General features: G+C 32.0%; 15 protein-coding genes. 11 read left to right on the top strand and 4 right to left on the bottom strand.

All coding sequences use genetic code 11. The features are described 5' to 3' along the window. Window positions 1–13 precede the first annotated feature (13 nt). Together ACNQF8_RS13590 and ACNQF8_RS13585 are read right to left on the bottom strand one after the other, a co-directional pair. Window positions 14–394, bottom strand: coding sequence for a RidA family protein (locus ACNQF8_RS13590; protein ID WP_315208164.1), 381 nt, complete (start codon window positions 392–394; stop codon window positions 14–16). A 41-nt stretch (window positions 395–435) separates the two neighbouring features. Further along, entirely contained in the window at window positions 436–3,186 is a 2,751-nt protein-coding gene (locus ACNQF8_RS13585) for a putative LPS assembly protein LptD (RefSeq protein WP_417952124.1), read from the bottom strand. Between the two features lie 83 nt (window positions 3,187–3,269). On the opposite strand from ACNQF8_RS13585, the gene ACNQF8_RS13580 reads away from it, so the two are divergent. From ACNQF8_RS13580 to ACNQF8_RS13530, 11 genes are all read left to right on the top strand, one after another. Next, the gene (locus ACNQF8_RS13580) at window positions 3,270–4,439 is read left to right on the top strand and encodes an N-acetylmuramoyl-L-alanine amidase family protein (protein ID WP_417952123.1); all 1,170 of its coding nucleotides are present in this window, start codon (window positions 3,270–3,272) and stop codon (window positions 4,437–4,439) included. Between the two features lie 48 nt (window positions 4,440–4,487). Next, window positions 4,488–5,657 (top strand): N-acetylmuramoyl-L-alanine amidase family protein, encoded by a 1,170-nt coding sequence (locus tag ACNQF8_RS13575; protein ID WP_417953775.1) that lies wholly within the window; start codon window positions 4,488–4,490, stop codon window positions 5,655–5,657. Window positions 5,658–5,707: 50 nt separating this feature from the next. Next, window positions 5,708–6,673 (top strand): MlaD family protein, encoded by a 966-nt coding sequence (locus tag ACNQF8_RS13570; protein ID WP_417952121.1) that lies wholly within the window; start codon window positions 5,708–5,710, stop codon window positions 6,671–6,673. 5 nt (window positions 6,674–6,678) lie between these two features. Beyond that, window positions 6,679–8,010 carry a 4Fe-4S dicluster domain-containing protein gene (locus ACNQF8_RS13565; protein WP_417952120.1) on the top strand — a complete coding sequence of 444 codons (1,332 nt, stop codon included), beginning with the start codon at window positions 6,679–6,681 and terminating at the stop codon, window positions 8,008–8,010. A gap of 103 nt (window positions 8,011–8,113) precedes the next feature. After that, a complete protein-coding gene (locus tag ACNQF8_RS13560; RefSeq protein ID WP_114755209.1) occupies window positions 8,114–8,905 on the top strand; it encodes a (Fe-S)-binding protein in 792 nt (263 codons plus the stop codon). 44 nt (window positions 8,906–8,949) lie between these two features. Further along, the gene (locus tag ACNQF8_RS13555) at window positions 8,950–9,432 is read left to right on the top strand and encodes an ABC transporter ATPase (protein WP_131915911.1); all 483 of its coding nucleotides are present in this window, start codon (window positions 8,950–8,952) and stop codon (window positions 9,430–9,432) included. A gap of 13 nt (window positions 9,433–9,445) precedes the next feature. Beyond that, window positions 9,446–12,442 carry a glycoside hydrolase family 3 N-terminal domain-containing protein gene (locus ACNQF8_RS13550; RefSeq protein ID WP_417953776.1) on the top strand — a complete coding sequence of 999 codons (2,997 nt, stop codon included), beginning with the start codon at window positions 9,446–9,448 and terminating at the stop codon, window positions 12,440–12,442. A 155-nt stretch (window positions 12,443–12,597) separates the two neighbouring features. Further along, entirely contained in the window at window positions 12,598–13,221 is a 624-nt protein-coding gene (locus ACNQF8_RS13545) for a phosphatase PAP2 family protein (RefSeq protein WP_417952118.1), read from the top strand. A gap of 205 nt (window positions 13,222–13,426) precedes the next feature. Then, a complete protein-coding gene (locus ACNQF8_RS13540; protein ID WP_417953777.1) occupies window positions 13,427–15,439 on the top strand; it encodes a heavy metal translocating P-type ATPase in 2,013 nt (670 codons plus the stop codon). Window positions 15,440–15,515: 76 nt separating this feature from the next. Next, window positions 15,516–16,649 carry an N-acetyl-alpha-D-glucosaminyl L-malate synthase BshA gene (gene bshA / locus ACNQF8_RS13535; RefSeq protein WP_417953778.1) on the top strand — a complete coding sequence of 378 codons (1,134 nt, stop codon included), beginning with the start codon at window positions 15,516–15,518 and terminating at the stop codon, window positions 16,647–16,649. 71 nt (window positions 16,650–16,720) lie between these two features. Further along, window positions 16,721–17,149 (top strand): protease complex subunit PrcB family protein, encoded by a 429-nt coding sequence (locus ACNQF8_RS13530; RefSeq protein WP_417953779.1) that lies wholly within the window; start codon window positions 16,721–16,723, stop codon window positions 17,147–17,149. A 48-nt stretch (window positions 17,150–17,197) separates the two neighbouring features. Here the strand turns inward: ACNQF8_RS13530 and ACNQF8_RS13525 are convergent, their stop codons facing one another. Together ACNQF8_RS13525 and ACNQF8_RS13520 are read right to left on the bottom strand one after the other, a co-directional pair. After that, a complete protein-coding gene (locus ACNQF8_RS13525; protein WP_417952114.1) occupies window positions 17,198–17,701 on the bottom strand; it encodes a hypothetical protein in 504 nt (167 codons plus the stop codon). Between the two features lie 117 nt (window positions 17,702–17,818). Continuing rightward, window positions 17,819–18,658, bottom strand: coding sequence for a UDP-2,3-diacylglucosamine diphosphatase (locus ACNQF8_RS13520; RefSeq protein ID WP_417952113.1), 840 nt, complete (start codon window positions 18,656–18,658; stop codon window positions 17,819–17,821). Window positions 18,659–18,780 lie beyond the last annotated feature (122 nt).

Here is an 18,780-nt window from a genome sequence, read left to right as displayed (position 1 = left end):
TTGCAATACTTAACTAAAGTATTGCAATCATTGAAATTTCTACATTTACATTTTTTGGCAAACATGCCACTTGAACCGTTTCACGAGCTGGAGCGGTTTTTTCGTTAAAATAAGAACCATATACGGTGTTTATTTTTCCAAAATCATTCATGTCCATGATGAATATAGTTGTTTTTACAACGTTTTCAAATGTCATTCCTGCTGCTTCAAGTACGGCTTTCATATTTTGCATTACTTGTTCTGTTTCTACTTCAATGTTGTCAGTAACCAATTCTCCATTTGCGGGATTAATTGCAATTTGGCCAGAAGTATATAACGTATTTCCTTTAAGAACTGCTTGGTTATAAGGTCCGATTGGAGCCGGGGCATTCTCTGTAAAAATTATCTTTTTCATAAAACAGTTGTTTTTTATATAGTGAAAAGTTTAAGAATCAATTATCGGTTTATGGTACTTCGCTTGTCCCATTTGATATCACTAAGAACACCAGATTTTATCCCGATAAAGAAACCCCAATTTGCATTTGTTCCAAATGGAGACCAGTTAAAATCCATTCTCCAGCTCAATAAATCCCTCTCAAAACGAAGCTGTGTGAAAGTAACTCCTTTTTGTACAAAATCATAACCTGTAGATACTCCAGCTTTCCATTTTGGTGTTATATCAGCATTAGCTGAAATCATTATCGAATTCCCAATGATTTTATTTTCTCTATTGTTATTTCCGTAAGTCAAAGAGTAGGCAAATGTCATGTCCCAAGGTAACTTTGAATTGAAAAATTCCGAGATTTTATCTTCGCCTTCATCTCCTTCCTCTTCTTCAAATTGACTTCTTCGGCTGTCGCCCAAATCAGTATTTGTTCCAAATAGATCATCTTCACGACCACCATTTCTCTGACTCTGGGTGTTCTTCTCCTTGTCTGTTTTGTCTTTTCCTTGGCTCGAAATAGAATAATTTAAGGTCATATTAGAACTGGTCATTCTAAAAAGACTTCCGCCATTATCAATATTAAACACATTAATTCGGTTTCCAGAATTGTCAATGGCATAAGGATCTAATGTTGCTCCAAAATTGACATTCATTTTGTTATCTAATAATGTAGTACCACCGCTAACTCGTATTGGTGAAAAAGCTAGAGAAGTTACACCATCGGCATCAAGATTATAACTAGTGGAAAGGTTTAAGTTGTTAAGAAGCATTATTTTTTTAGGCTCGACCTTAGTACTGTCTTTGTCTGTAACTTTTGCTTCAAAAGTATTGCTCAAATCAAAACCTAACGTGTTGGAATTATTTAATCCTGGAGCACCAAAAATTCCATTTTCAAATCTTGAATATTGCTTTGTCATGGTTCCGGTTGCATCAGAAGCATAAGTATCATAATATTTTTCAAAACTAGGAGTGTAGCCATACGAAACAGATGGTCTCATGACGTGTCTTATGGATTTGATTTTTTTGTCTTTACCAAAATTAAATGTTCCATATATTGTAGTTCCTACACTAGATGAAAAGGAGTAAGTTCTGAAAGCATCAAATCCATTTATTGTTTTATCAACAACTTTGCTTTGGTCAACATCATAACTTCTTTCAATTGTTTTGGTATACCAAATTTCTTCATAGTTCATGGAAGTAGAAGCACTGAAATATTTGAATAATTTAAAATTGGTACTTAATGGAATACTATGTTGAAAACCAACTTTTGCATCTCTGAACATTTGCGGTTTAAAGAATAAAGAATCAGTTGTTACAATACTGTTTCTACCGTTTAAATTATATTGTAAATTGATGTTTTTGAAAAAACCTTTTTTGACTCCATCTTTGCCTACAAAAGGATAAATCCTGTCCACACTTAATTGAAGTGTTGGTAAAGTCATATTAATTTCTTCTGTTTGAGTGTTTTGTGAATGTGTTGCTGTTAACGACATTCTAACTTGCGGAACTGAAGTAAATGTTTTTGAATACGATATCGAAGAGCTTAAAGTGTTATTAAGATTCGACCCAATATTGACTTGATTTATGGATTGCTTAAAATATTTACTGCTACCAAGATTCACAGATGCTGAAAAACTGGAGTTAGGATTTGATTTAGAGTCTTTGGAATGAGACCATTGAATGTTGTAAATGTTTTGTTTCAAATAATCCGGATAGCCTCTTTCGCTAGTAATTAAATTTTCAAATCTAATGTTTAAGTTTCCTCTATAATTATATCTTTTGGCATAACTGGATTCAAAACGCAACCCATAACTTCCATTAGTATAATAATCTCCCAACACGGTTAAATCATAATTGTCGCTAAGGGCAAAGTAGTATCCTAAATTTTGAAGCGAAAATCCCCTGTTATTAGAATCGTTATAGCTGGGCAAAATCAATCCTGAAATACTGGTTTCTTTGCTCATTGGAAAAAAAGCAAAAGGTAAAGCTATAGGAGTAGGAACATTTGCAATAACCATATTAGTCAATCCGGTAACTACTTTTTTACCCGGAATAAATTTCACTTTATTCGTTTGGAAATAATATTCAGGATTATCAACATCTTTTGAAGTGGTAAAACGAGCTCCTTTTAAAAAATAGACAGAATCATTTTCTTTTTTTGTTATAGCAGCTTTAATTTTGAATTCTCCTTGATCTGATCTGGAATTCCAGATTAAGGCTTTTTTTGTTTTAAAATTAAAACGGATAGAATCTGGTTCTACTACATTTGCGCCTTGTTTGAAGTTTGGGTATTGAGTATAAGCACCTGTTGAATCTTTGATACGTCCGGCATAGACTTCATTTTTTTCATAATCCATAACGATTATTCCAGATTTCAATTCGACATCTTGATAGTATAATTCCGCTTTATCATATAAGGTAATCAGCTTTTTCTTTTGGTCAATTTTAGCATATTGATCCGCCTTGTATCTCACTTTTCCATCAAGAAATGCTTTTTTAGGCTTTACACTGTCTTTTTTTATGGAATCGGTTTCTTTTGTAACCGTTATAATAGGTCTGTTCTTTTTATTAGTATCTAAATTGGTCGTGTCAGCTTGTTTGTTTGCGGATATAGCTGTCTTTTTTTTTGTTATATCTTGAGAATATAATTTACCAGACCCTAATGACAGGAAAATTGATAATAAAACGATATTAAATAAGTTTGTATGCAAAGGTTTAAATGCTATTTTTGTAAAATTATGGCCTGTTTTTTGACATGTCAAACTTACATATTATTTTTTGTCAAAAATAGCCAAATAAAAAATTTTATGACGGTAGTGTTTTAATTAAATTAACTTTTGGATTTATGCGTATTATATATAAAATAAAAATAATATTAACTTTTATTTTGACGATAATTTCTTTATCGAGCTTCAGTCAGTCTAATGTTTTCAAGGTGACTTTAGATGCAGGTCATGGAGCACATGATTTTGGAGCTGTTTATGAAGGACGTGTAGAAAAAAACATTGCTTTGGCAGTAGTTTTGAAAGTTGGAAAAATATTAGAAACTACACCACAGATTAATGTCAATTATACCCGAAAAACAGATGTGTTTATTGATTTAATTGAAAGAGCCAATATTGCCAATAGATTTAACGCTAATATTTTTGTTTCGATTCATTGTAATGCTAATAGAAATACGGCCGCAGATGGAACTGAGACATATGTAATGGGTTTGAGTAAAGTAGCGTCAAATCTTGAGGCTGCTAAAAAAGAGAACTCTGTAATAACATTAGAGAAAGATTACAAACAAAAATACGAAGGATTTGACCCTAACTCTCCGGAGACCATGATAGGAATGACCTTGATGCAGGAGGAATATTTGGACAATAGTATTTCATTAGCAAGTAAGGTAGAAGATTCTTTTGCAGATTTAGGAAAAAAAATAAGAGGAGGAGGAGTAAAACAGGCTCCTTTCATGGTGCTTCACAAAGCTTACATGCCTAGAGTATTGATAGAAATGGGATTTATCTCGAATTCTATTGAAGGAAATACATTAAATTCTGAAGACGGTCAAAATGAAATTGCCAGAGCTATCGCTGATGCAATTATCAGTTATAAGAAAGAATATTTTGGAAATGGTGAAACTGAAATTTTTGAAGAATTGCCTTCGCAAAAAATTAATGAAAAACCTATAAGAGATACGGTTGTTCCTGCGAAACCGAAAATGATTCCGCAAGCCGCAGCAGAATCATCACAAGTCAAAAAAACGGTTGATAATACTAAGCCTATTTTTAAGGTGCAGCTTTCAGCTAGTAGTAAAAGATTAGATTTAGTTCCAAGAAATTTTAATGGACTTAAAAATATTTCTGTAGCCTATGAAAACAGGGTTTACAAATATATGTATGGAGAAACTTCGGATTATGATGAAGCAAAAAAGCAATTAAGCGAGGCAAAAGAAAAAGGATATGATTCCGCATTTTTGATTGCATTTAAAAACGGAGAGAAAGTTAATATTCAAGACGTAATTAAATAATAGCTTATCTTTTTTATATTAAATTAGTAAAAAAAAAACATACACATTTTGAAAATAACTGTAGGATTCAAAACCACAATTTTAGCTCTATTTCTATTTTTCTACTCAAATACGTTTTCTCAATCCAATCAAAAGTTTACTGTTATTTTAGATGCGGGTCACGGAGGGAAAGATCCAGGAAATTCCTATCATGGCTTTGTTGAAAAAGAAATTGCGCTTAAAACGACTTTGAAATTAGAAAAATACCTCAAAAGAGATAATAATATTCAAGTTGTTTATACACGAAAATCAGATGTTTTCATAGAATTAAAGGATAGACCAAAAAAAGCAAATAGTATCGATGCTAATTTATTTGTTTCTATACATTGTAATTCAGTTGATAATCCAATTCCCTTTGGTACAGAGACTTTTGTAATGGGTTTGGCAAGAAGCAAAGGTAATTTAGAAATTGCTAAACAAGAAAATTCAGTGATATTATTGGAGAAAGATTATAAGCAAACCTACAAAGGTTTTGATCCCAAGAATCCTGAAACATTGATTGGATTAAAAATTCTGCAAGAAGATTATTTAGATAGAAGTATAAATCTAGCTTCAAAAATTGAGAGTAATTTTAAAAATAAATTGCATCGAAAATCAAGAGGGATAAAACAGACACCTTTATGGGTTTTGGATGCGGCTTATATGCCAAGTGTATTAATTGAATTGGGTTTTTTATCAAATAGCGAAGAAGGACATTATTTAAATTCAGAAGAAGGACAAAATAATATGGCAGAAGCTATTGCATCAGCTATTATTGCTTATAAGAAAGAATATTTTGGAACGCAATCTAATGATGATTATGAAGAACTTCCATCTAAAAAAGTAGTCAAAAATGAAGAGAAAGATTCTTCAAAGAGTACTAAATCAAAACGAATTATAGAAAAACAAGTTTCACAAAAGCAAGAGTCGAAAACACAAAATTCTGATGTGGTTTTTAAAGTTCAATTTGCAGCAGGAAATAAAAATATTAAATTAAATCCGTCAAATTTTAAAGGATTAAAAAATGTTTCGATGACTACAAGCAATGGGCCTTTATATAAGTATGCATATGGCTTAACATCAGATTATAAGACTGCAAAAGAGGATTTGAAAGTTGTAAAATCCAAAGGCTATACTTCAGCGTATATAATAGCAATTAAAGATGGAAAGAATATTAGTATTCAAGAAGCGCTTAAATAATTACAACAAGTCAAATATTTTATATTAAATTTGTAAAAAATACTTAAATTTTGAAAATAACACGAGAAATTAAAACTGCTATTCTAGTAATTGCATCTATATTATTATTTATCTGGGGCTACAGTTTTTTGAAAGGAAGAGATCTTTTTACCAATTATAAAACATTTTATGTAGAATATAAAAGTGTAGAAGGTTTAGCGACATCTGCGCCTGTTACGTTAAACGGATTAGTTATTGGTAAAGTCAGCAGTATAACAATTGATGAAAATACGGGTGTATTATTAGTTGAATTACAATTAAAAACTGATTTCCCAATTTCTAAATCGAGTACAGCTTCTATTTATGAGCCTGGATTTATTGGAGGAAAGCAGATTGCAATTATTCCTAATTTTGATGATAAAACATTAGCTGTTGATGGTCAAAAATTGCAAGGCGGAGTAAAACTTGGTCTGACTGATAAAGTTGGAGATCAATTAGCACCACTTCAAGAAAAATTAGAAAAGTTATTGGGAAGTACTGAAAAATTAATTTCAGGGTTAAATAATGTTTTGGACCAAAAAGGACAGCAGGATTTAAAACTTACCTTAGCGGAATTGAGTAAGACAATTGAACAATTTCATAAAGTTTCTTTAAGCGTTAATACTTTATTAGATGCGAACAAAACTCAAATAAACGGAGTTGTTACCAACTTTAATAAAATGTCCGGAAATTTTTCTAAAATATCTGATTCCTTGAATAAAGCTGATTTAGGAAAAACGGTTAAAAATCTTAATGCTACTTTAGCAAGAGTCGATGGTATCATGAGCAATTTAGAATCAGGTAAAGGTTCTATGGGTAAATTATTAAATGATGAAGCTTTTTACCAAAACATTAAAAGTTCTACAAAAGAATTAGAATTACTATTGCAGGACATCAGACTCTATCCAACAAGATATGTTAATATATCAGTTTTTGGAAAGAAAAATAAACCTTATGTTGGTCCTACGAACGATTCTGTACCTAATGTAAAAAATTAGTAATTATGAGCTATTTAGATAATATTTTATTTGCCATTCTTTTGGTAATTGGTTTTGGATATTTTTTCAACAGTGTAAAAAAAATTAGACGGAATATTAATCTTGGAACTGATGTAAATCGTTCAGATAATCCGAAAGCGCGTTGGACTAATATGGCCATGATTGCTCTGGGTCAATCTAAAATGGTGAAAAGGCCTATTGCGGGAGTATTGCATATTATAGTTTATGTAGGTTTTGTAATTATAAACATAGAATTATTAGAAATCATTATAGACGGGCTCTTTGGTACGCATCGTGTTTTTGCTTTTTTAGGAACAACTTATGATGTGTTGATCGCTTCTTTCGAAATTTTGGCCCTTTTAGTTTTGGTTGCTGTTTTTGCTTTTTGGAGTAGAAGAAACGCAATCAAACTAAAGAGATTTGTGAGCTCAGATCTAAAAGGCTGGCCTAAAAGTGACGCGAACTATATCTTATATTTTGAGTTAGTTCTAATGACATTGTTTTTATTAATGAATGCATCTGATTTGCATTTACAGAATGTCCCTGGAGGTTTTTCTCACTTTATTAAAGCTGGTTCATTTCCAATAAGTCAATTTATTGAACCATTATTTAATGGAATGTCAAATGAATTAGTAATGCTTCTTTCTGAAATATTTTGGTGGTTGCATATTACCGGAATTTTGATTTTCATGAACTACCTTTATTTTTCTAAGCATTTACACATTCTGTTGGCATTCCCCAATACGTATTTTGCGAATCTAAATCTTCAAGGTCAATTTGATAATTTAGAATCAGTTACTAAAGAAGTGAAGTTAATGATGGATCCTAATGCTGATCCTTTTGCAGCAGCTCCAGTGGATGAAAATGCGGTTCCAAGTAAATTTGGTGCAAGTGATGTTCAGGATTTAAATTGGGTTCAATTATTGAATGCTTATACCTGTACAGAATGTGGTCGTTGTACTTCATCTTGTCCTGCGAATATAACTGGAAAAAAATTGTCTCCACGTAAAATCATGATGGATACAAGAGATCGATTGGAAGAAGTAGGAAGAAATATTGATGCCAATAAAGGTGTTTTTATTCCGGATAATAAAACATTATTGAACGACTACATTACACCAGAAGAACTTTGGGCTTGTACTTCTTGTAATGCATGTGTAGAGGAATGTCCCGTAAATATTAGTCCGCTTTCAATTATCATGGATATGAGACGTTATTTAGTAATGGAGCAAAGCGCTGCACCAATGCCAATTAATGCAATGATGACTAATATAGAGAATAACGGTGCCCCATGGCAATACAATCAGCAAGATCGATTGAATTGGAAAAATGAATAGTCGTTAAATCGTTTAATTTGTTATTTGTTTAACGAATAACCGATTTATAAATTAAGAATTTGTGATTAAGTAAATAAGCAAATAACCGAATCAACAAAATAGTATGTCAGAGAATTTAATTGTGCCAACTATGGCCGAAATGTTAGCCCAAGGAAAACAACCAGAAGTTTTATTCTGGGTAGGTTGTGCTGGAAGTTTTGATGATAGAGCAAAGAAAATAACTAAAGCGTTTGTTCGAATTTTAAATCGTGCAAATGTTTCTTTTGCCGTTTTAGGTACTGAAGAAAGTTGTACTGGAGATCCTGCAAAAAGAGCCGGAAATGAGTTTTTGTTTCAGATGCAAGCCATGATGAATATTGAGGTTTTGAATGCTTACGAAGCAAAAAAAATAGTTACCGCTTGCCCGCATTGTTTCAATACTTTAAAAAATGAATATCCGGAATTAGGCGGAAAATATGAAGTAGTTCACCACACAGAATTTTTGAAATCACTATTAGATGATGGAAGACTGACTATTGAAGGTGGGCAATTCAAGGGAAAGCGAATTACTTTTCACGATCCTTGCTATTTAGGAAGAGCTAATAATGTTTATGAAGCACCAAGAGATTTGATTCTTAAATTGGATGCTGAATTAGTTGAAATGAAACGTTCTAAAGCTAACGGTTTATGCTGTGGTGCCGGTGGTGCCCAGATGTTTAAAGATGCTGAGCCAGGAAATAAAGAAGTCAACGTTGAAAGAACTGAAGATGCATTAGAAACTAAACCAGAAATAATTGCTGCGGGTTGTCCTTTTTGTAATACTATGATGACTGATGGTATTAAAAACAAAGAAAAGGAAGGCGAAGTAAAAGTTATGGATATTGCTGAATTGATTGCTAATGCACAAGATTTGTAAATCAATTAAAATTAAAAATTCATAACTCATAATTCATAATTGACATGTACGTTCCATTTGAAAATTTACCCGAAGAATCTAAGATCTGGATTTATCAATCAAACAGAAAATTTTCGGATGCCGAATTTTCTGAAATAGAAACAGCCTTGCAATCCTTTCTTGAAGGTTGGGCTGCACACGGTACGAGTTTAGAGTCATCGTATCAATTAAAATACAATCGCTTTATTATTATCGCCGTAAATCAGGATGTACAAGCAGCAACAGGTTGTTCTATCGATTCATCTGTAGAATTTATTCAAAGTTTAGAACAAAAATACACCGTTGATTTATTGGACAAAATGAATGTTACTTTCAAACTTGGAGAACATATTGCCCACAAGCCTTTGATTGATTTCAAGAAAATGGTGAAAGATAAAGCTGTTACTGAAAATACTATAGTTTTCAATAATTTAGTTAATAATATAGAAGAATACAATGAATCCTGGGAAGTTCCTGCCATTGATAGCTGGCATAGTCGCTTTTTTTAAACAAAACAGTTCAATGAGAAAAATAGGCGTCAAAATTGTTTTATTTTATGTCTTAATTTTCTTTGTAGCTTCAAGTTGTGTTGGGACAAAAATTAATAAGAATAAAGTAATTTTAACCAACGTTCCGTCCAAAATAGAAAATTTGGACAGTATAAAATCGAGTAATATCCCCACACTTTTTGAATTATCTCCTCAAGGAAATAAATGGGTTGATAGTGTTTACAGTGCTATGACTTTAGAGGAAAAATTTGGGCAATTATTTATGGTTGCCGCTTATTCTAATAGAGATACTGTTCACTTCAACGCTATTGATAAACTGATTCAGGAAAGTAAAATAGGCGGATTAATTTTCTTTCAAGGTGGTCCTATTCGTCAAGCTAAATTAACCAACCGTTTTCAATCGAAGTCAAAAAAACCATTGTTTATTGGTAGTGATGCCGAATGGGGTTTGGGTATGCGATTAGATTCTACCTATCGATATCCTTGGAATATGACACTTGGAGCCATCCAAGACATGAAATTATTGGAGAAAGTTGGTGCTCAAATGGGGGAACAAAGCAAGCGATTGGGATTGCAATTTAACTTTGCTCCAGTTCTAGACATCAATACAAATCCCAGAAATCCCATTATAGGTTTTCGCTCTTTTGGCGAAGATAAATTCAAAGTTACTGAACGTGCCATTGCAATAATGAAAGGTGTTCAGAGCCAAGGAATATTTTCCACAGGAAAGCATTTTCCGGGTCATGGCGATTCTGAAACAGATTCTCATAAAGGATTACCAACTATTAATTTTTCTAAAGAAAGATTAATGGACGTTGAGTTTTATCCTTATAAAAAAATGTTTCATGAAGGACTTTCGTCTGTTATGGTGGCACATTTAAACGTTCCCAGTTTAGAATCAAGGCCCAATTTTCCTTCTTCGATTTCCTATAATGTGGTAACGGATATTCTTCAAAAAGAATTGGGATTCAAGGGGCTTATTTTTACCGATGCTTTGAATATGAAGAGCGTAAGTAACTTTAAATTACCAAGCGAAATTAATTTTGAAGCTTTTATGGCTGGAAACGATGTACTTTTATTTCCCCAAGATGTTCCATCAGCAATTGAAAAATTTAAGCTTGCCTATTCGGCTAATTTATTTTCTGAAGAAAGATTGGCTTTTTCTGTAAAGAAAATTCTAAAGTTTAAGTACAAATCAGGTTTGAATAGTTACAAACCGATTGTAACGGAAAGTTTATACAACGATTTAAATACATCTGAAAACGATGCTTTACAATATGAGCTGTATGAAAATGCAATTACTGTTTTAAAAAATACAACTGCTGTTTTACCAATTAAAAATTTGGACAAACAAAAAATTGCCTATGTAAAAATAGGCGATGACAACAATGATGCTTTTGTTTCAACTCTAAAAAAATACGCTGAAGTCACTGTAGTTGCAGATACTAATCTGGATAGTTTGCAAATGAAATTGCAACCGTTTACAACAGTAATCATTGGATATCACAAATCAGATGTAGCTTTTAGAAACGACGATTTTAAATCTAATGAATTATTTAAAATCAATTTTTTAGCTAAAAATAATAATGTAATTCTAGATGTTTTTGCTAAACCATATTCGTTATTACCTATTACAAATTTTGATGATATTGAAGGATTACTTGTTTCCTATCAAAACAGTACGATTGCACAAATAGTATCGGCAGAACTTATTTTTGGAGCTATAGAAGCCAAAGGAAAATTACCAGTTTCTATTAATAATAATTTTAAGGTAAATGATGGTTTAGCAACTGAAAAGTTAAATCGTTTGGGATTTACTACTCCCGAAAATGTGGGAATGAATGCTGAAATTTTATCAAAAATTGACGGCATTGCTAATAAAGCGATTAATGGTAAAATGACGCCGGGAATTCAGGTTTTAGTTGCTAGAAAAGGAAAAGTTATTTATCAAAAATCATTTGGACACCATACGTATGATAAAACTATTAAAGTTCAAGATTCAGATATTTATGATGTTGCTTCGTTGACAAAAATTCTGGCTACATTGCCCAATGTAATGTTGCAATACGATAAGCAAAAAATAAATTTGGAAACTACATTAGGAACAATGTCTCCCATTTTTAAAGATTCCAATAAAGCGAATATTAATTTTAAGGATTTATTGTCTCATTACGCAGGACTTGCTGCAGGAATTCCATTTTATAAAGCGACAATAGATAAATCAAAATTTCCTTCGGAAGTTTATTTTAGAAAAACATCCGAAGAACAGTTTTCTAAACGAATGACAGATAGTCTTTTTATCCGAAATGATTTTAGTGACACCATTATGAAAATGATTGTCAAGAGTAAGCTCTCATTGAAAAAAGAATACAAGTACAGCGATCTTACCTTTATGATTCTGAAGGATTATTTAGAAAAAACAACAGGTAAAACATTAGATGTTTTAATTCAAGAGAATTTCTATCGTTCTCTTGGAATGAATAATTCAAGTTTCAATCCGTTAGGAAAATTTGATAAAAACAGAATTCCTCCGACAGAAACTGATACCTATTTCCGTCATCAACTTTTGCAAGGGTTTGTCAATGATTTATCAGCAGCTTTAGAAGGCGGAGTTTCGGGTCACGCCGGTGTTTTTTCGAATGCTATGGATGTGGCTAAAATAATGGAGCTTTATCTGCAAAAAGGAAATTATGGCAATCAGCAGTATTTTTCTGAAAAGACATTTGATGATTTTAATACGTGTTATTTTTGTGCGGCAGGAAATAGGAGAGGTGTAGGTTTTGATAAACCACAGTTGGGTGCAGAAGGACCTACGTGTGGTTGTGCTTCGATGACCAGTTTTGGTCATACCGGTTATACAGGAACGATGGCTTGGGCTGATCCTGAAACGCAAATTGTCTATGTATTTTTATCCAATAGAACTTTTCCTATTGCTGGTGAGAATAGATTATCTAAAGAAAACATTCGAGAAGATATTCAAAAGGTGATTTATGAAGCTATAATGCACTAACCTAATTTTGAAGTAATAACAGAAATAGTCCAAATGAAATTTTTAACAATTTCATTTGGACTATTTCTATTAAAAACGTTTTCAATACTTTTATAAGAAATATTTAGTTACAAATTGTAGCTGTATTATAGTATATTTGAGATAAAAATAGTTTGATGAAAAATAGGAATACCGTTTTTACAAAAGTCAGTTTAATTGTATTGCTTTTTTGCACGACTTTTGTAAATGCTCAAAATATTGATATTAATATTCTACGAGATATCAATGTTGATAGGAATAAGAATTTAGATCCTACTTTTAAATTAGTAACGAATAGTGCTGTTCCAATAAGTGTTGCAACTCCCATTATTTTATATTCGTTTGCTTTAATAAAGAAAGATAGTGCCATCAAGAAACAAGCAATTTTTATAGGAGAAACATTCTTAGTAAATGCATTTATTACCACTGCATTGAAACATACTATAAAAAGGAACAGACCATTTGAGACCTATCCTGATATTGATCAAGCTGCATCATCTTTGGGAAAATCATTTCCTTCGGGACATACTTCTTTAGCTTTTGCAACAGCAACATCACTGAGTTTAGCTTATCCCAAATGGTATGTTATTGCACCGTCTTTTGTGTGGGCTGGCGCAGTGGGATATTCTCGAATGCATTTAGGGGTTCATTATCCAAGTGATGTATTTGCAGGGGCAATTATTGGTAGCGGTTCGGCTTATCTTAGCTATAAAGTGAATAAATGGATGAATAAAAAAAGTTCTAAAAAGGATAAAAAGTAGCTAAAATACAGTGATTATTGTTTGAAAACGATAAAGAATTGAAGTCTAAATCATTTAACTGTAAATAAATAATTGTCGGGTTATTATTAACGGTAATTTTATGTGCTATATCAAAAGATAAAACATTAAATTCAACTAACTTTACAGTAATAGTAACACTTTTGATTGTTATTAGTTCTTTTTTTATTAAAATAAATTATCTAAAATGACACACAAACATGTTATAGATGATGAACAATCTTGCTGTGCTTTAGAAGAAAAAAAAAACAATAAATCAGACCAAGATTCAGGATGTTGTTCTTCTCACAGTGAGTCAGAAAACCATAATGAGCAAGATCACGATCATTCTAATGGTGATGAAAGTACCTTCAGAATGTTTTTTCCTTCCATTATTAGTTTTATAGTATTACTAATTGCTATACTATTTGATAATTACGTTCCTCAATCTTGGTTTAATGGTTGGATTCGAATTGTTTGGTATGTTATAGCTTATATTCCGGTAGGTATTCCGGTTTTGAAAGAAGCGTATGAAAGTATTCGCAAAGGAGCTGTTTTTTCTGAATTTTTCTTGATGGGAATTGCCACGTTAGGCGCATTTGGAATTGGTCAATATGCCGAAGGTGTTGCAGTAATGTTATTTTACGCCATTGGTGAATTATTTCAGATGTTAGCCGTAAAAAGAGCAAAATCGAATATAAAATCATTATTAGATCAAAGACCGGATGTAGCGAATGTTCTTGATGGGGTTAGTATTGTTCCCAAAAAAGCTTCAGAAGTTACTATTGGAGAAATCATAGAATTGAAACCAGGTGAAAAATTGGCATTAGATGGAAAACTGCTTTCGGATTACGCCACTTTCAATACTGCAGCATTAACAGGCGAAAGTAAACCTGATACCAAATCAAAAGGAGAAACAATTCTTGCAGGAATGATTAATCTTAATACGATTTCTCAAGTTGAAGTTACTACAGTATTTACAGATAGTAAATTGTCTAAAATTCTGGAAATGGTTCAAGAAGCTACTGCAAAAAAAGCACCAACCGAATTGTTTATTCGGAAATTTGCTAAAATTTACACGCCAATTGTGGTTTATCTCGCAATAGCAATTTGTGTACTGCCAATTGTATTTATAGACAATTATATTTTTAAGGATTGGTTATATCGAGCATTAGTTTTCTTGGTAATCTCTTGCCCTTGCGCATTGGTAATTTCTATTCCGTTAGGGTATTTTGGAGGAATTGGAGCAGCAAGTAAAAACGGAATTTTATTCAAAGGATCTACATTTTTAGATATAATTGCATCAGTTAAAGTAGTCGTTTTTGATAAAACAGGAACATTGACTAAAGGGGTTTTTAAAGTTCAAAAAGTGGTAGCTGTTGGGATTTCAGAAGCTGATTTGATAAAATACGCATCCGCAATAGAAACTAAATCGACACATCCAGTAGGTTCAGCAATTATAGAATTTGCCAAAGAGCAGGCAAAAGATAGCATTGTAACTGAAGTAACGGAAATTGCTGGTTTAGGATTAAAAGGGTTTGTGGATGGAAACGAGATTTTGGTAGGAAATGCTAAGTTGATGAAAAACTACAATATTGCTTATGATACTGAAATTGATACAATTCCATTTACAATTATAGTTGTTGCTGTCAATCAAAAATATGCGGGTTATTTTATTATTGCTGATGAAGTTAAAGAAGATGCAAAAGAAGCAATTCAGAGCTTACACAAATTAAATGTAGCAACCATTATGCTTTCTGGCGATAATCAAGCAATAGTTTCTGTTGTTGCAAAACAATTGAATATTGAACAGGCTTTTGGAAATTTGTTACCTGAAAATAAAGTTGAAAAATTAGAAGCTCTATTGAAGCAAAATTTAATTGTTGCATTTGTTGGTGACGGAGTAAATGATGCTCCGGTAATTGCTTTGGCAAATGTTGGAATCGCAATGGGAGGTTTAGGAAGTGATGCCACCATTGAAACTGCTGATGTTGTCATTCAAAATGATCAACCCACAAAGATTTATACAGCAATTAATATTGGAAAAAAGACAAAAGAAATCGTTTGGCAAAATATTTTTTTAGCCTTTACAGTTAAATTGATTGTATTGGTAATGGGAGCAGGAGGATTAGCTACGATGTGGGAAGCTGTTTTTGCTGATGTTGGTGTGGCTTTGTTGGCTATTTTAAATGCCGTAAGGATACAGCGCATTAAGTTTTAAACTTGAAAGGATTTAACTTAAATTTCCATAAAACACATTCCTATTTTTAGTAATTTCGTTTCATTAAAATACATAGATGAAAATTGCAATAGTTTGTTATCCTACCTTTGGAGGAAGTGGTGTTGTCGCTACAGAATTAGGTCTTGAATTGGCAAGACGTGGTCACGAAATCCATTTTATAACGTATAGTCAGCCTGTACGTTTGGCTCTTTTAAACCCAAATGTGCATTACCACGAAGTGAATGTACCTGAATATCCGTTATTTCATTATCAACCTTACGAATTGGCTTTGTCAAGCAAATTAGTGGATATGGTAAAACTTTATAAAATCGAATTATTGCACGTGCATTATGCTATTCCTCATGCTTATGCAGGTTATATGGCTAAACAAATGCTGAAAGATGAGGGAATTAATATTCCGATGGTGACGACACTTCACGGAACTGATATTACATTAGTTGGTAATCATCCATTTTACAAACCAGCGGTAACTTTTAGCATTAACAAATCGGATTTTGTTACTTCGGTTTCCCAAAGTTTGAAAGATGATACCCATAAATTATTTAATATAAAAAATGAAATTGAGGTAATTCCTAATTTTATAGAATTAGATAAAAATCTGAATGATCCCAGTACAGCCTGTCATCGTTCCGTAATGGCTAATAAAAATGAGAGAATTATTACGCATATCAGTAATTTCAGAAAAGTAAAACGAATTCCGGATATAATTAAAATTTTCTATAATATTCAAAAAGAAATTCCTGCTAAATTGATGATGGTAGGGGATGGTCCTGAAAAAGAAAAAGCGGAATATTTATGTCAGGAATTAGGAATTCAGGATAAAGTCATCTTTTTTGGAAACAGTAATGAGATTGATAAAATTTTGAGTTATACTGATTTATTCTTGTTGCCATCTGAAACAGAAAGTTTTGGACTTGCAGCTTTGGAGGCAATGGCTTGGAGTGTTCCCGTAATTTCAAGTAATTCAGGGGGGTTACCAGAAGTGAATTTTGACGGTATTTCCGGATATTTAAGCAATGTTGGGAATACAGATGAAATGGCACAAAACGCTTTGAAAATTTTAAAAGATGACGCTACTCTTAATAAATTTAAAGAAAATGCGCTGTCAGTTGCAAAACAATTTGACATCAAAAACATCTTGCCACTTTATGAAGCATTATATAAAAAAGCCATAAAAAAATATGTATAGATTTTACATTTTTCCAATATAGAATGTTTTAAAACTTTCGAATTTTATCTATTAATCAATAAAATCCTTCAATGAAAAAAATAATAGTATCACTAGTGGCTTTGGCTTTATTTTCCTGTGGTGCAACAACTACAAAAAGTTCCGATAAAAATTCTTTATACGAAGTCTTGACACAACAGACGAACGGAGGTGCAAGTATTCGTTTTTTTGAGATTCTTTCGGAGCCAAATGAAATTGTAATGTTGCAGAACGATGAAAATTTAAAAAATAAAATTAGTCCAAATGATGTTCAAACTTCTAATTTTTTAGTTTTGAATATGGGAGAAAAAACATCGGGAGGGTATAGTATAGGAATAGATACTGTAGTTGAAACCGATAAAAATATTGTTATCACCATTAAAGAAACTAGTCCGGAACCGGGTAGTATGGTTACACAAGCTTTTACAAATCCTTTTTGTGTAGTCAAAATAAATTCTAAGAAAGCTATTATTTTTAAATAAAAAAACGCCACTATTGCTAGTGGCGTTTTTAATATATTTTCTAAAATATTAGAATTGGTATCTAAGACCTAATGCAATATCAGAACCGTAATTATTTTCGTAATATCCATTTCCTCCAAACTCAGGTCTGAAATCTAATGAAATTAACAATGGAATATCAAAATTGTATTCAATACCAATATCTCCAGCAGCAAATACAAAAGTATCATTAAATGATTCGTTATTATTATCATAACTGTAGCTTCCTACACCACCCCCAACACCTGCATACCAGTTGAAACCACCATCAATGTTCCATACCCATTGGTACAAAGCTGCTAATTTTATTGCATCGTCATCATAACCATTATTGTTGTAATTACTTCTGTTTCTCCAACCTAAATCAAGTTCAAGTCTATTGTTGCTTCCTAATGCTCTTTGGTAAGAAAGTTCTCCACCAAAACCATTATTACCACCTAAACGTAATCCCAATGCGTTTTTTGAAATGTCTTGTGCTTGTGAGGAAAATGCTAATCCAATTAACATTATTGCCGATAAAATAATTTTTTTCATAAGTAAGTTTTTATAGGTACAAATGTATAATTAAGTAGGGTATGAAGTTTATAAAATTTTATAGAAAAGTTATATAATTTACGTTTTTTAGCATTTTGAAACCATTTTATATTGGTTTTACATCAGGATATTTTGTTTCGAAAAAAGTGCTGAAGCCACTATTTGATTACTTAAAATATCTTCCATTTCAAAAAGGTTCTCTTCTTCGACATAGTTTGCTTCGGAATAATTATATAATTTCCAACGTTTTTTGTTGTACTCCAATGCTGTTAAATTCTCAACCCAATCTCCAGAATTTAAATATAAGGTAGTTCCATTTTTGGTTTCTTTATGAATCATTTTTGGTTCATGAATGTGTCCACAAATAACATAATCATATTTTTTCTCGATGGCTAATTCAGTTGCAGTTGCCTCAAAATCAGAAATGTGTTTTACTGCTTTTTTTACGCTGGCCTTTATTTTTTTAGAAAAAGAATATGGTTCTCTTCCTATTTTGGATAAACACCAATTGACAAAACGGTTTGAAAGTATTAAATAGTCATAGCCTAAGCCACCAAGTTTAGCTATCCATTTTGAATGTTGAACTGAGGCATCAAAAACATCACCATGAAATATCCACGCTTTTTTGTCATCAAGATCTAAAACTAACTTGTCTACTAAAGCGAAATTACCCATATTCATGTCGCTAAATTTCCGGAGCATTTCGTCATGATTTCCTGTGATGTAGTAAACCTTTGTTCCTTTGGAAGCAAAGCTTATAATTTTTTGTATGACTTTTAAATGCGCTTTTGGAAAATAGGATTTTCGGAATTGCCATACATCTATAATATCACCATTCAAGACTAACGTTTTAGGTTTTATAGAAGATAAATAATTATAAAGTTCTTTAGCATGGCTGCCAAAAGTTCCTAGGTGTACATCAGAAATGACCACTAACTCGACTTTTCTTTTTTTCAATGTATTTGAATTTGAAGTTTACCAAATTAATAGAATTATTAGCAATAGAAATGGAATTAAAGGTTAAGAAATCTAAGACAAGATTAAATTAATATCAATAAATGTGAAATGTTTCTTAAAAC

It is taken from the genome of Flavobacterium labens, from assembly GCF_048286755.1.
Taxonomy (GTDB): domain Bacteria; phylum Bacteroidota; class Bacteroidia; order Flavobacteriales; family Flavobacteriaceae; genus Flavobacterium.
Note: the sequence above shows the minus strand (reverse complement) of the source record. Positions and strands in the feature narration are given on the sequence as shown.

Bases quoted from the DNA above. Each gene is read 5' to 3' on its own strand.
- ACNQF8_RS13525 (WP_417952114.1), bottom strand. From the start codon at position 17,701: ATGAAAAAAATTATTTTATCGGCAATAATGTTAATTGGATTAGCATTT.
- ACNQF8_RS13580 (WP_417952123.1), top strand. From the start codon at position 3,270: ATGCGTATTATATATAAAATAAAAATAATATTAACTTTTATTTTGACG.
- ACNQF8_RS13540 (WP_417953777.1), top strand. From the start codon at position 13,427: ATGACACACAAACATGTTATAGATGATGAACAATCTTGCTGTGCTTTA.
- ACNQF8_RS13545 (WP_417952118.1), top strand. From the start codon at position 12,598: ATGAAAAATAGGAATACCGTTTTTACAAAAGTCAGTTTAATTGTATTG.
- ACNQF8_RS13530 (WP_417953779.1), top strand. From the start codon at position 16,721: ATGAAAAAAATAATAGTATCACTAGTGGCTTTGGCTTTATTTTCCTGT.
- ACNQF8_RS13555 (WP_131915911.1), top strand. From the start codon at position 8,950: ATGTACGTTCCATTTGAAAATTTACCCGAAGAATCTAAGATCTGGATT.
- ACNQF8_RS13560 (WP_114755209.1), top strand. From the start codon at position 8,114: ATGTCAGAGAATTTAATTGTGCCAACTATGGCCGAAATGTTAGCCCAA.
- ACNQF8_RS13590 (WP_315208164.1), bottom strand. From the start codon at position 394: ATGAAAAAGATAATTTTTACAGAGAATGCCCCGGCTCCAATCGGACCT.
- ACNQF8_RS13565 (WP_417952120.1), top strand. From the start codon at position 6,679: ATGAGCTATTTAGATAATATTTTATTTGCCATTCTTTTGGTAATTGGT.
- ACNQF8_RS13550 (WP_417953776.1), top strand. From the start codon at position 9,446: ATGAGAAAAATAGGCGTCAAAATTGTTTTATTTTATGTCTTAATTTTC.
- bshA (WP_417953778.1), top strand. From the start codon at position 15,516: ATGAAAATTGCAATAGTTTGTTATCCTACCTTTGGAGGAAGTGGTGTT.